Genomic DNA, 13,158 nt, shown 5'->3' on the forward strand with positions numbered 1-13,158 from the left:
TTTCCAAACACTTTGCATTATGTAGCCTTTTCTTTAAGAGTATCCTTATAAAAATATGATATACTATATGGAAGAATTTTTAAAATGAGGGGTTATTTATTTATGCTTCCAAACGATGCTACTGTATCTCATGAAAAACGAATTGAAGAACTAGAAAATAAAGTACGTTTTTATGAAGAACTTGTGAATCAATTACCACATCATTTCACATACAAAAATCCACATATTGGTTTACGAATAAAGAAAACTAGAACAACCCATTCCATTCAAGAAATACCAAAAGAGAATAAAGAGGCTCATTTTCAACTTACTTGTGATTCATTATTTTTATTTGAACAACTCGAAAAACACTTTGTACATATTTTTGATGCCTTTTCACATCATGTAACCTTTGTCGATAATAAAGGGAATATTACTTTATGTAATCAAGTTGCTGCAGATGATTTCGGTGTAATACGAAATGATATTATCGGAAAACCGATTCAACAATTACTAAACTTGCCGGAAGAAAAAATTAAAGCGATTGAAACATTAAAAACGGGAACAGAAATATATAATGAAGAAGTTTTAGACAAAAACTATGGCATTATAAATAACCGAATTATTCGTGATTATAACGGGGAGATTTTTAGAGTTATTAGTGTCTTTCATTATTTAAATACAGAACGTGATGCAGAGAAGTTTTCGTTAGCAGGCCGAATCGCAGCTGGAATTGCACACGAAGTACGAAATCCTCTTACAACAGTACGAGGATACTTACAATTTTTACAAGAAAGTGTTTCTCCATCTAATAAAGAACTATTTAAAAATTTACTTATTCCTGAATTAGATCGAGCAAATAGTATCATTACAAAATTTTTATCTCTTTCAAAAACACGTGAATTTAAAAGAGAACCCTTTCCCATTAATACATTTTTACGTGAGTATATTCAACAGTTACTAGCTAGCGAAGTCTTTTTACATAACATTTCAATTGATTATAATTTTTCTACCGAATTAGATGATATATTAGTTCATATTGATCGTCATGAACTTGTGCAAGTTTTTTTAAACTTATTCCAGAACGCTGTAGATGCTCAAGGAGAAAAAAAACTTTCTATCCAAATCACTAGTTACCGCCTAGATAATTTTGTTCGTATTACTTTCACTGATAATGGGACTGGTATTCCACCAGCGATTCAAGACTATATCTTTGATCCATTCTTCTCAACAAAAGATTCCGGCACAGGTTTGGGCTTGTCAGTAACGAAAAAAATTATTCAAAATCATAACGGTACATTAAAAATGACTAGTAATGAAGATGGTACTACTTTTACTATTTCAATTCCAATCTTACCTAAAACAGCCCTTGAAAGATTAAATCAATACAAATAAAATCAAATCCACGAACTGCATGTCAATTGTTACATCCTTCCACAATTGACATGCAGTTTTTATGTTGAACTTTTCTTCTTTACATTATATAAAACCTTCTCTATATTTTACTTATTTTTTGCTAGCTGGGCCGATTTCTTATTTTTTTAGAAATGGTAGTTTGTCCATCACGAATTTAGTATAAATTTCATTTTAATATATAGTAATGACTAATGATTCTATGAAAGAAAAGAATGAAAAGATGAACAATAAAAATAAAGGAAAAGTATTTTATGGTAATGATTGTTGCGAAGTAAGAGCATGTAGCCATATTAACATCCCTAAGTCAGAACTCACAGAATTTGTTAGACTTCTTCAAACTCTTGGTCAAGCTATTCTAGTTCAATATGGATCTGGTTGCCTAGGCGGAGGAACTACGGGGACTACTGGTGCTCAAGGGGCTCAACAAGGACCTGCGGGCGATACAACTGCGACACTATCTGTCTTCCGAATTTACTAACCACAATTTCCGAAAATATTTTGGGAGGACTAAGCACATTTATAAGTAATAGATGTGATTTTGATTGACTATTAAATCTCTCTTTTAATAAAAAGGAGCACTTGTTTGGGAGGATAAGTGCTCCTTCTTTACGTTTCTTTACCTCAAATTTACTCTATCTTAATCCTCATTTTGTATGATAAATAATGAAGTCAAAGATATGAAAGAGGGATGAAAAATGAGAGTTATGTCACCGATACGCATTTGGATTGCTCTTATGATATGCATTATTTTATGTGTAGGATTTTTTTTAACTCTAAAATATTCCACTATTTCAAAAGCAGAGAGAAAAACAGTTCCATACACACTTTTGTATACGAAACAAAACAACATCCTTTATTCCAATTCCACAAATAATGAAAAAAAAGTTATAAAAGGAATGCTTATTACGGAAGCTCCTAGTTACGAAACTCTACTTCAAATTGCTGAAACGATTAAAAATCAATATACAAATAAAGGAATTGATGAAATCACGCTGTCTATCCATAATGAAAATAATGGTAGTTATGAAGAAGAATTACCATACGAACCGATTAGTAAAGGAACAATAATCATCACATACGATTCCCAATCCTTTGGCAGTACGAACATTACTCTTAATGAATAGTAGCATTTACCTCACAAATTATGAGCAAACTTTATTTTTCACATGAGAAAGAGGCGAATAACGAAATTCGCCTCTTTTTTTACCATAATGATGGAATCCACTCTTTCACTTTATTAAACCACTCTTGCTGTTCTTTTTTCCTTTGTTGTTCTTCTTCTTGCCTTTTCTTTTCTTCTTCTTTTCTTCGCTTTTCTTCTTCAATTGTTTGCAATTGTTTTTTATAGTCCGCTTCAGATATTAACGACAATTGGAACGCTTTTTGGGCTGGGTTTGCATTTGCTTTTTTCATGATATCCCGGAACATCGTCGTTGTAATTTGACTACCACCTGGAACATAATGCTCGCTATCTGTTTTGTCATATCCTACCCAAATCGCACCTACTAAATCTGGTGTGTATCCTACAAACCACGAGTCCTTTGCCCCTACGCTCGGACCATTTACAAGTTGAGTAGTCCCTGTCTTTCCTGCTGTATCAACATTAGTAACTTTCGCCTTTTCGCCCGTTCCCTTTTCTACAACACCTTTTAATAAATACGTCATCTTTTGAGCAATTTTCTCACTCGTCACTCGTGTCTCTTTCTTATACCATTTCCCTATTATTTCTCCTTCAGCATTTTGAACTTCTCTAATTGCATGAGCCTCTACTTGAACCCCATCATTAGCAAATGTACTATATGCTTGGGCCATTACAAATGGTGATGTCCCTACATGCATCCCACCTAAAGCAATTGGATACGTACGGTCTTCTGGTACTAATGGAATACCAAATCGCTCTAAAGATTTCAATCCTTTATCTAATCCTATTTGTTCTAATAGCCACACAGCGGAAACATTATACGACTTTGCTACCGCTTCATACATTGTCACATTACCATGAAAAGCCTGATCACTATTTTTCGGTTCATATTCTTTAATATGAAATGGTTCATCCTTTAATATATCGTATACTTCATACCCTTGTTCTAAAGCGGGTACATATACAGCTAGAGGCTTTAACGTTGAACCTGGTTGTCTTTTTAATTGCGTAGCATGATTAAATTGTAAAAACTGATATGGTCCTCTACCACCAACTAAAGCTGGAACACCGCCTGTTTTGGGATTTATAAGGACTACACCCGTTTGCATAAGTTGATCTGAGCCACTATCTTTGAAATAACTATCATTATTCACAACATCTTCTACAGCTTGTTGTTTTTTCGGGTCAAGCTCTGTATAAATACGATAACCACCCGCTAAAATTTCATTTTGTGTTAATTCGTACTTTTCCATCGCTTCTCTAACAATATAGTCTACATATTGAGAGTATTTTCCCTTGTATTTATCATCAACGCCACGTTTTAACACAAGTCCGCTCTCTTTTTCTTTATTATACTGTTCGTCAGAAATATACCCTTGCTCTTTCATTAAACTTAATACGACATTACGTCTTTCAATTGACTTGTTAAAGTTTTTATAAGGTGAATACGCAGATGGTGCTTTAATCAAGCCCGCAATCGTTGCAGCTTCTGAAATTGTTAAATCTTTTACATCTTTATCAAAATAAGATTTAGCTGCCCTTTTTATACCCCAAGCACCTTCACCAAAATAAATTTGGTTCATATACATTTCAATGATTTCATCTTTCGTATACGTGCGCTCTATTTTTTTCGTTAAAAAATATTCCTTTATTTTTCGGGAGTATGTGCGGTCTTGTGTCAGAAATACATTTTTCGCAAGTTGTTGTGTTATTGTACTTCCCCCTGCTACAACTTCTCCTGCTGTAATATTTTTAAAAACCGCACTTATAATTCCACTATAATAAATACCATGATGGTTAAAAAATTCCTTATCTTCTACTGCAACAATTGCCTGAACCATAATATCAGGAATATCTTTTCTTTTAACGCCTTCTGTTTTCGAGGAAGCTAATTTAGTTGCGACCTCATTATTTGCATCATAAATTAAAGTCGGTTGTGGAACAGCTTGTTTTAATTCAGATATGTCTTGAATGGAAATTATTATATTTACAGCAATAAATAGAGTAACGAATACACTTCCCAATACAATTAATGAATTACGAAGTTTCTTCCTCTTATTGAACCACTCAAGCATTTTTTTAAAATGAGTGTTCTTCAATTTCATTCGTTCACTTCCTTCATTTATTTACACTCTTCTTTTTAAAAGGAAGAATATACCGCCTTTTAAATTTATTATAATAACGTAGTCATTCCTATAGTGTAAAGCTTTTCTTTTACATTCATACTTTTTGCAAGAAAAGGACATTCTACAAGTAAGATATTCACTATTGGATATTAATATTATTAATAGAACAACGAGAGTTATGTTAAGTTTTTGTAAACTTTTCGATAAAATGTTTTAAAAAACGACAGTTTTTTGTTAGAATTGATTAGCCAATATATTTTACATATATTACTTTTGTGGGGGTAACAATAATGGTCTTTAAATCAAAAAAAGATAAATTTTCTGAAATGTTAATGAATGTTTCCGAAAATTTAAAAGAAGGCGCGCAGTTTTTCGTGGAGTATAAAATTAAAAATGCTAGCGATTTAAAAGAGTTTTCTATGCGCATGAAAGAGTATGAGTCAAAAGGTGACTCATTTATTCACGAAATCATTATGGAGTTAAACAAAGCGTTTATCACTCCGATTGAGCGTGAGGACATCCTACAACTTGCAATGAGTATGGATGATGTATTAGACGGATTAGATCACAGTGCTGGTCTGTTCGAAATGTATTCTATTACAGAAGCAGATGAATACATGATTAAATTCGTAGAAGCAATTAATCAATGTGCGATTGAGATTGCAAACTCTGTTGAATTAATGTCTAACAAAAAATTAGTCGACATTCGTACAAATGCGATTAAGATTAAGGATTATGAATCACAGTGTGATGATATTCGCCGTCATGCGATTAAGAACTTATTCTCTCGTGAAAAAGATCCGATTAAGATTATTCAATTTAAAGAGATTTACGAAGAGCTTGAAGAAGTAGCTGATAGCTGTCAAAGCGTTGCAAACGTATTAGAAACAATTATTATGAAGAACGCGTAAGGAGTTTGATCATGGATACACTCTTGATACTGACCGTTTTAGTAGTCATTTGCGCTTTAGCTTTTGACTTTATCAATGGATTTCACGATACAGCAAACGCTATTGCAACGGCTGTTTCAACGAAAGCTCTAAAGCCTAGACATGCCATTATTATGGCGGCTATTATGAACTTTTTAGGCGCAATGACATTTACAGGTGTAGCAAAAACGATTACAAAAGATATCGTTGATCCATTCGCCTTACAAAATGGTTCTCTTGTAATTTTAGCTGCTTTGCTTGCGGCAATAGCTTGGAACTTAATTACTTGGTACTACGGTATTCCAAGTAGTTCTTCGCATGCAATTATCGGCTCAATCGCAGGTGCAGCAATTGCGGCCGCTGGGATTAGCTCGCTAAATCTTAAAGGATTTATTAAAATTATTGAAGCTTTAATCATTTCACCGATTATCGCTTTCGTTATTGGTTATACCGTATACAGTATTTTTAAAGTAGTATTTAAAAACTTTAACTTAACAAAAACGAATAAGAACTTCCGTATATTCCAGATTTTCACTGCAGCATTACAAGCCTACACACACGGTACGAATGATGCACAAAAAGCAATGGGAATCATTACGATGGCTCTTATGGCTAATAACTATCATACTTCTAGCGATATCCCGTTCTGGGTACAATTATCTTGTGCTATCGCAATGGGGCTTGGTACTTCTGTCGGCGGATGGAAAATTATTAAAACTGTCGGTGGACAAATTATGAAAATTCGTCCTGTAAATGGTGTAGCTGCCGATTTATCATCATCACTTGTTATTTTCGGTGCAACATTCATTCACTTACCGGTTAGTACGACGCACGTTATCTCTTCTTCTATTTTAGGGGTTGGTGCTTCTCACCGTGTGAAAGGGGTAAAATGGGGAACTGCAAAACGCATGTTAATTACATGGGTTATTACACTTCCTATTTCAGCTTCTTTAGCTGCTCTGTTTTACTACCTATTACATTTTGTTTTCTAATCAAAAGTCGTCTTCCTTATTTTTCTAGGAAGACGACTTTTTTGTGAACAAGCCTATTTCTCATTAAAAAGCGTGTATAATAATTGGTGGATAAGTTATTTAGAGGAGTTGGCAATTTTGGAATACATCATGTTACTTTTCATCGGACTAATCGCCGGAACAGTCGGCAGCCTAGTTGGGCTTGGAGGCGGAATTATTATTGTTCCGTTATTAATTGGATTACACAGTTTATCACCACAACTTGCAGTAGGGACTTCTATGGTAACAGTCGTTTTCACAGGACTATCTTCCACCCTTACTTACATGAAGCATAAGCGAGTAGATTATAAAAGTGGACTTATTTTATTTATCGGAAGCGGCCCTGGTGGTATTATCGGATCATGGGCAAATAAACTTTTAAACCAAGACACATTTTCTTTATACTTTGGGATTTTCCTTATATTCGTCTCAATTCTACTTATGCTTCGAGACAAATTAAAACCTCTTTCCCTCTCAAATACGTCTGTAATTAAGCGTTCTTTTACAGATAATGATGGAAATACTGTACACTACCAATTCCCACCGTTTCTTGCTATCTTTATCGCCTTTATAGTTGGGTTTATATCTGGATTATTTGGAATTGGTGGCGGTGCCTTACTTGTTCCAGCAATGATGCTTCTTTTTGCATTCCCAGCACATATTGCAGTAGCAACTTCAATGTTCATCGTATTTCTATCAGCAATTGTAAGTTCTGCAACTCACATCTCACTTGGAAATGTCAGCTGGATTTATGCATTAATCCTGATTCCGGGTGCATGGATTGGCGGAAAAATCGGGGCTTACATTAATACAAAACTAAGTGGTAACGCCGTAATTAATTTATTACGTATTACGTTGATTATTCTTGGAACTAGATTAATCATTATTTCCCTTTTATAACGTATTCTTTTTAGAATGCGTTTTTCTTATACACATGAATATAAAAATCCTCCGAGGAGAACAAATAAAATTAAACAAACACATAATAACATATAATTTGAAATATGTACTTTCTTCAAGTTGACCACTCCTATAACTGCGACTGTTATCTTTATGATAGCGAAAAAATAGTTCACTTGCAGTTACAGAGTGCTAACAATGCAAAATCAATTATTACAAATTTTATCCTTATATTTCATTTCTTTGTATATTCTATCGATTTAATAAAAAAAGATGTCATATTGACATCTTTTTTAATGAAGAAGTGACCACCCCATGAAGTCTTCATGTACTTGGCACGCCCTCTTATCGTTTCGATCATATAATTCAGCATAGCTATCTGTTTCTTCATCATAAGCCATCGTATAAATAATTTGGCCGTCTACTTCAACGGATAAAACGACTCCACCTTTCATCTCTTCTACATGAATGATAGCATTCGCCGGAATTCTCATATCCGTCATTCTCATCGCATCTAACAATATACTAAACCCCCTACAGCGTATTCATTGCTAGTACTATTACACACTAAATAGTATACTACTGTAATAGCATACATTTCGTCAATGAAATTGCTGTTGAAATAGCATATTGTCTATATACATATACGCTAAAATAGAAGAAATAGAAACATATTAATGGGGGGCTAACATTGATTCTACACAAAGGAGATGTACTATTCCGTCAAGGCGAGGACGGTCCTTTATACTTTATAAAAACAGGCTTATTAAAAGTAGTTCGGCTAGAAGAAAACGGAACACCATTTTTATTCAACATTATCGTTCCAGGTGAAACGATACCTCATCATTCTTTAATTTCACCGAAAGAATATCACGGTACAGCTATCGCTTTAATAAAAACAGAAGTGGAACCGATCACTAGTAGTGAATGGTATGAGAGACTTCAAGCAAATCCCGAATCGTATGCTAACATTGCTATGCAATTGCAATCTAAATTAAGAATGATGCAACAACGAATTGATCAATTGACAACCGTCTCTCCGAAAGAACGTCTTCATCGTTTACAAGAATGGTTCACCCTATATTTAGGTGACATTCCTATATATGAAATATTAACACAAACCGAAATTGGCCAACTGATAGGTATACGCCGTGAAACAGTAAACCGTTTATTACGAGAACAAATAAAAAACGAGGTAAAATAAATACCTCGTTTTTTTGCTTATTGTAAGCTTGTTGCTGGGCCGAAAAATTCATAATGAATATGCTCTTGTTTCACACTTAAATCAGTTAGTGCAGCATTTATATGCTTCATAAATGCTACTGGACCACAGAAATAGAACTCTGCTTCAGTTGTCGGAATAATAGTTTTTAACCATTCACTTTCAATGAAACCTTCTTTATCAAAGTTCTTCATTGCTAAATCTTTTTCAGTCGGTGCAGAATAACAAGTATATGCTTTAACTTGTTCATATTCATTTTCTACTGCCTTAACGTGTTCTTTCATTGCATGTGTATTACTATTTATTGCTGCATGAACAAAATATACATTACGTTTTGAATCTTGTTCAATTAACGTATTTAACATACTCATCATCGGTGTAATCCCTACTCCACCACTAATTAGTACAACTGGTAATGTTGAATCCATATTTAACACGAAATCTCCCGCTGGTGCACTTACTGATAAAACATCTCCTTCTTTTACATGTTCATGTAAGTAATTAGACACTTTACCGTCTGGTGTATCTACACCTTTTTCTTTTTTTACACTAATACGATAATATTCTTTCCCAGGAGCATTGGATAAACTGTATTGACGGTTATGTGTATATGTCTCACCTTCAATATTGATTTGAATCGTTACATATTGACCTGGGATGAATGAAGAAACTTTCCCTCCATCTTCAGGTTTCAAATAAAATGACGTAATAACATCGCTTTCCTTCACTTTTTTTACAATCACAAAGTTGCGGAAGTCTTTCCATCCACCTTCTTTATGTGCAGCTTCTTCATACATCTCTGCTTCAATGCTAATGAATGCATCAGCAATGACACCATATGCTTCTCCCCATGCATTTAAAACTTCATCAGGTGCACCTGCGACCTCTTTAATGGCACGTAGTAAACATGTACCTACAATCGGATAATGCTCAGCTTTAATCCCTAAACTTCTATGCTTATGACCAATTTGTTTTACAACTGGAATAATTGCTTCTAAATTATCAATGTACGTTGCAGCTGCATAAACAGCATTCGCTAACGCTTGTTGTTGTCTTCCCTTTTTCTGATTCGTATGGTTGAAAATATTCAACAACTCCGGATGTTCCGAAAATAAAATTTGATAGAATCTCGTTGTAATTTCAACACCTTTTTCTTGTAATAATGGTACTGTTGACTTTACGATTTCAATTGTTTTTGCACTTAACATTGTATCCCACTCCTCTATTTCCTTAACTGTTTTTAGTTTAACTGAATCTTATAATGCAGATTGTGATTTTAATCACTATTAACACGGTGTTTTTGTGAATAATATATGAACATTGCATTTACAAAAGAAAATAAGCTAACTAGAATTCTAGCTAGCTTATTATTTTGTTTGTATAGCTTGTTCGATTACTTTTATATCTTTCCCATCGCCAAACTCCGTATACCCCCAGATATTCGTTTCACCTCTATATTTATTTACGATAATATCCAAGTCATGATATACACGGTGGGCATACACTACATACTCAATATTTTGAAGTTCCACACCTTTTTTTACAATTTCATAGCTTCTATTTACATCGCGTTTTATTTTTTCATTCTTTATTTCCGTATGTATATTTTTTAAAGATTGTTCTTGTTGTTGAAACCATTGCTTAAATTGATTCCAATCCCCATCTGTATAATTCTCTGCTTTACCATAATTTAAGAAATTATTATAGCTTTCATGTGTCATTCGAATAAAATCTAGCACTTTTGTCTCTTCTTGCACATCTTCTATTTGAGCTATTGTATTTACCTCAGCAGGCTTATTCGCATAATGTAACAGCACTTTCATAAGACTATAACTCGCAATGATTATCACGATAATAATACCTAATACATTTAACAATTTCTTCATACACAGAACTCCTTCTCTACTAAAAATATTACAACGTATGACTATACTTGTAACATTCTCTCGTAGAAATATAATTCCTGTATTAATTCTTCCTATCATTTCGACAATATTTTTCTATACATTTCTCGTTGGCAAATGTTCTTGTAAAACAATATATCCTTCATAAGCTGTGTAACCGAGTATAACCATTAATCCGATATAACAAGCAAATACTGTCCATTTCGTTTTCGCATCCACTTTATAATAGTTTTCTTGTTGTTCCTTTTCTGTTTTCCATTCATTTAATTTTCTTTCTGACGCTTCAAATGCTTCCCTTATGTAAATTGTATACTCATCTTTTTCATCTTCATATGGAACATAATCTAACGGTTCGAACTTCGGTAAAAGATACTCTAACACTTCCATTTTTTGAAGTTCACCTATTTGTAACTCTTTTTCCCGTTCTCTTTGTCTTAATGCATTCATCTCATGATGCATCACGTATATAGTCCGATGTACAGCACCCGTTTCTTTTAATTCCTCTTCAAGCCTAGTAACATATTCTTTCATCCCATCAATTTTATGCCCTAATTCCTTAATCGGCTCATCTCTCTTTATTACTCTATATAACTCCATACAACCGATAATAACAATAAATCCTCCCAAAATACTTTTAAAGTAAATTGAATAGCCAAGTAATAAAATAAGGCCTGCTCCCCAAATTTTAGTACTGACAACTGAAATAATTCGCCCACCATCTAGCGGCGAAACGGGAATTAAATTAAAGAAATTAATCATACTTCCAAGCAAAATAACAAGCGCCCAAAATGGCTCTTTCGTCATTATATAAAGCGGTATCGCTGGTAAAAATGACAGAAGTCCGAAAAGCGGACCCATATAGGCAATGTAAGCTTCATCTTTCGCATTTTTCGGCATCTCTTTCATTCCAATAAGAGCCCCCATAAATGGAATAAAGATTGCTGGCGATGTTGGGATCCCCTTTCTTTTCGCAGCCCATAAATGGCCCATTTCATGAACAAACAACAAATAAATGAGCGCTACTCCAAATTTCCAACCATATAGAACTGCGTATGCGCCAAGCGATAGAAACATACTAAATACCGTTGAAAACTTTGCTAATTTAAAAATTGCAAATACCCACTTTAACTTAGACAGTAAAAATAGACCTATCGCAACAATAATTCCCCATAATCCTTTTTTATTATTTTTCATATTCCTCTCCTTTATCTCTCATTAATGAATCATATCATTCATCAAAGCTTGTTCTTTTCTCTATTATGACATATTTTTTTCTATTGTTAGAAATAATGTTTATATAATCCATTTTCAGCCAAAAATATAAATAAAAGGAGGTGTACACAAATGAATTTACAATCTCTTATAATAGGTGCTCTATCGTTTTTAGCTTCAACTCTTATTTTTTATACCGTTAGTTACGTATTATTATTAGATTTGTTGCCCAATCACGTATTTATTGCCCTTGTCATCCTTTCCGCTCTTATGATTTCTTTTCTTATTACACGAAAATCAATGAATGAGCCATCTACAAAAGCAAAGTAATAGAGAGGGGTGCTTTCCCCTCTCTATTATCATTTCCTAGGAAAGGTCATATAGATTTGACGAGTTTACATTCATTCCAATCCGTAAGGGCTAATTAAAGTCTCACTTTATCTTTGAAAATTCATTTTTTCACCATAATCTTTAACAATCTGAATTATATTTTGAAACACACCTATTTTTTCTTTTTCACTGTTTAATATTTTTAAATCATAATTTTCGTAATATGTTTCTAATGATTTTAATTGTGATTCTGAAGCGCTTTTTATCGGAACAGTAGCATGTAATTCATATTGCTTATACCCTTCCTTTACTTTTTCACCTAAAATCATTTCACTCTCTTTTGCTCCAATTAATTTTTGAACTTTTTCTGGAAAATTGAGTTGCAAATAATATTCTTGCCCCTTCACTAACTTATTGTATAGTGATTGTGAAATCGTATACCGTACCGTATAATTCACGTTTTGATCGCCTGTTTTAATATGAAACGCGGTAATCTGCAAATCTTTTTTTGTTACTTCCGTTAAAGGGCTTACCTGCATCTCATCTTCTTTTTGTTCTGAGACATTTGGAAATATATCCAAAAGCTTTTCCGTATCTTTTTCATTCAACATATACATAGCTTTCTTATATTGCACCCATCCTCGTCTATCTTCTCCCCTTAACCATGCATAATAAGTTTCTTTTTTCCCATCTCTACTAATTTGTATTTCATATTCAGGTTCACCGAAGCTTCCTGTTATTTCTTGTTTCTCAGCATTATTCAAAATGTCTATTACTAACTTCGCTTCTGATTCCTGCAACTTTTTCTCTTTATGTTTTTTTTGTATAACGGTTACCCCTATTGTTTCTTTCACTTCATTCACCGTCTCTTCTACTTTTTTTGTTTCTTTTTTCGGCTCAACTTGACCACAAGCTGCTAGTAACATAACAAACAACAACACCAATACATATTTCCCTTTCAAATTAATCCTCCTCTTACGATAAGAAAT

The 13,158-nt window shown here is 33.6% G+C and carries 14 protein-coding genes; 8 read left to right on the forward strand and 6 right to left on the reverse strand.

The genetic code is table 11. The features are described 5' to 3' along the window. The first annotated feature begins 102 nt into the window (after nt 1-102). The 3 genes from BLT20_RS00550 to BLT20_RS00560 all read left to right on the forward strand — a co-directional run bounded on the left by BLT20_RS00550 (nt 103) and on the right by BLT20_RS00560 (nt 2,519). A complete protein-coding gene (locus tag BLT20_RS00550) occupies nt 103-1,374 on the forward strand; it encodes an ATP-binding protein (RefSeq protein WP_000937244.1) in 1,272 nt (423 codons plus the stop codon). Nucleotides 1,375-1,594: 220 nt separating this feature from the next. After that, nucleotides 1,595-1,873 carry a hypothetical protein gene (locus BLT20_RS00555; protein ID WP_002023636.1) on the forward strand — a complete coding sequence of 93 codons (279 nt, stop codon included), beginning with the start codon at nt 1,595-1,597 and terminating at the stop codon, nt 1,871-1,873. Nucleotides 1,874-2,090: 217 nt separating this feature from the next. After that, complete coding sequence (locus BLT20_RS00560) at nt 2,091-2,519, forward strand: hypothetical protein (protein ID WP_001265585.1); 429 nt, start codon at nt 2,091-2,093, stop codon at nt 2,517-2,519. 79 nt (nt 2,520-2,598) lie between these two features. On the opposite strand, the gene BLT20_RS00565 is transcribed toward BLT20_RS00560, so the two are convergent. Next, on the reverse strand, nt 2,599-4,641 hold the full coding sequence (locus BLT20_RS00565) for a transglycosylase domain-containing protein (protein ID WP_000769241.1): 2,043 nt from the start codon (nt 4,639-4,641) through the stop codon (nt 2,599-2,601). 311 nt (nt 4,642-4,952) lie between these two features. Here BLT20_RS00565 and BLT20_RS00570 point away from each other — a divergent pair, with 311 nt between their 5' ends. From BLT20_RS00570 to BLT20_RS00580, 3 genes are all read left to right on the forward strand, one after another. Beyond that, nucleotides 4,953-5,573, forward strand: a complete 621-nt coding sequence (locus BLT20_RS00570) for a DUF47 domain-containing protein (protein ID WP_000231449.1) — start codon at nt 4,953-4,955, stop codon at nt 5,571-5,573. A gap of 11 nt (nt 5,574-5,584) precedes the next feature. Continuing rightward, nucleotides 5,585-6,583, forward strand: coding sequence for an inorganic phosphate transporter (locus BLT20_RS00575; RefSeq protein WP_000380273.1), 999 nt, complete (start codon nt 5,585-5,587; stop codon nt 6,581-6,583). 117 nt (nt 6,584-6,700) lie between these two features. Beyond that, complete coding sequence (locus BLT20_RS00580; protein WP_000455766.1) at nt 6,701-7,501, forward strand: sulfite exporter TauE/SafE family protein; 801 nt, start codon at nt 6,701-6,703, stop codon at nt 7,499-7,501. A 293-nt stretch (nt 7,502-7,794) separates the two neighbouring features. Here BLT20_RS00580 and BLT20_RS00590 read toward each other — a convergent pair whose 3' ends face one another. Next, complete coding sequence (locus BLT20_RS00590) at nt 7,795-8,022, reverse strand: hypothetical protein (protein ID WP_000883009.1); 228 nt, start codon at nt 8,020-8,022, stop codon at nt 7,795-7,797. A gap of 170 nt (nt 8,023-8,192) precedes the next feature. Here BLT20_RS00590 and BLT20_RS00595 point away from each other — a divergent pair, with 170 nt between their 5' ends. Next, complete coding sequence (locus BLT20_RS00595; RefSeq protein WP_000600589.1) at nt 8,193-8,705, forward strand: Crp/Fnr family transcriptional regulator; 513 nt, start codon at nt 8,193-8,195, stop codon at nt 8,703-8,705. A 17-nt stretch (nt 8,706-8,722) separates the two neighbouring features. Here the strand turns inward: BLT20_RS00595 and hmpA are convergent, their stop codons facing one another. The 3 genes from hmpA to BLT20_RS00610 form a co-directional block, all read right to left on the reverse strand. Further along, nucleotides 8,723-9,931, reverse strand: coding sequence for an NO-inducible flavohemoprotein (gene hmpA / locus BLT20_RS00600; RefSeq protein ID WP_000947338.1), 1,209 nt, complete (start codon nt 9,929-9,931; stop codon nt 8,723-8,725). Nucleotides 9,932-10,090: 159 nt separating this feature from the next. Continuing rightward, a complete protein-coding gene (locus BLT20_RS00605; protein WP_000735223.1) occupies nt 10,091-10,609 on the reverse strand; it encodes a hypothetical protein in 519 nt (172 codons plus the stop codon). A gap of 114 nt (nt 10,610-10,723) precedes the next feature. Further along, the gene (locus BLT20_RS00610; RefSeq protein ID WP_000794492.1) at nt 10,724-11,821 is read right to left on the reverse strand and encodes a site-2 protease family protein; all 1,098 of its coding nucleotides are present in this window, start codon (nt 11,819-11,821) and stop codon (nt 10,724-10,726) included. A 150-nt stretch (nt 11,822-11,971) separates the two neighbouring features. Between BLT20_RS00610 and BLT20_RS00615 the strand changes: the two genes are divergently transcribed. Next, nucleotides 11,972-12,169, forward strand: a complete 198-nt coding sequence (locus BLT20_RS00615) for a hypothetical protein (RefSeq protein ID WP_001053357.1) — start codon at nt 11,972-11,974, stop codon at nt 12,167-12,169. A 107-nt stretch (nt 12,170-12,276) separates the two neighbouring features. Here BLT20_RS00615 and BLT20_RS00620 read toward each other — a convergent pair whose 3' ends face one another. Further along, nucleotides 12,277-13,131: a YhfM domain-containing protein gene (locus tag BLT20_RS00620; protein ID WP_000677068.1), complete on the reverse strand. Its 855-nt coding sequence runs from the start codon at nt 13,129-13,131 to the stop codon at nt 12,277-12,279. Between the last annotated feature and the right edge of the window lie 27 nt (nt 13,132-13,158).

It is taken from the genome of Bacillus sp. cl96 (genome assembly GCF_900100505.1).
GTDB lineage: Bacteria > Bacillota > Bacilli > Bacillales > Bacillaceae_G > Bacillus_A > Bacillus_A cereus.

What these genes read in the sequence shown, in the direction of transcription:
- BLT20_RS00550 (WP_000937244.1), top strand. Translation starts at nt 103, where the DNA reads ATGCTTCCAAACGATGCTACTGTATCTCATGAAAAACGAATTGAAGAA.
- BLT20_RS00555 (WP_002023636.1), top strand. Translation starts at nt 1,595, where the DNA reads ATGAAAGAAAAGAATGAAAAGATGAACAATAAAAATAAAGGAAAAGTA.
- BLT20_RS00560 (WP_001265585.1), top strand. Translation starts at nt 2,091, where the DNA reads ATGAGAGTTATGTCACCGATACGCATTTGGATTGCTCTTATGATATGC.
- BLT20_RS00565 (WP_000769241.1), bottom strand. Translation starts at nt 4,641, where the DNA reads ATGAAATTGAAGAACACTCATTTTAAAAAAATGCTTGAGTGGTTCAAT.
- BLT20_RS00570 (WP_000231449.1), top strand. Translation starts at nt 4,953, where the DNA reads ATGGTCTTTAAATCAAAAAAAGATAAATTTTCTGAAATGTTAATGAAT.
- BLT20_RS00575 (WP_000380273.1), top strand. Translation starts at nt 5,585, where the DNA reads ATGGATACACTCTTGATACTGACCGTTTTAGTAGTCATTTGCGCTTTA.
- hmpA (WP_000947338.1), bottom strand. Translation starts at nt 9,931, where the DNA reads ATGTTAAGTGCAAAAACAATTGAAATCGTAAAGTCAACAGTACCATTA.
- BLT20_RS00605 (WP_000735223.1), bottom strand. Translation starts at nt 10,609, where the DNA reads ATGAAGAAATTGTTAAATGTATTAGGTATTATTATCGTGATAATCATT.
- BLT20_RS00610 (WP_000794492.1), bottom strand. Translation starts at nt 11,821, where the DNA reads ATGAAAAATAATAAAAAAGGATTATGGGGAATTATTGTTGCGATAGGT.
- BLT20_RS00615 (WP_001053357.1), top strand. Translation starts at nt 11,972, where the DNA reads ATGAATTTACAATCTCTTATAATAGGTGCTCTATCGTTTTTAGCTTCA.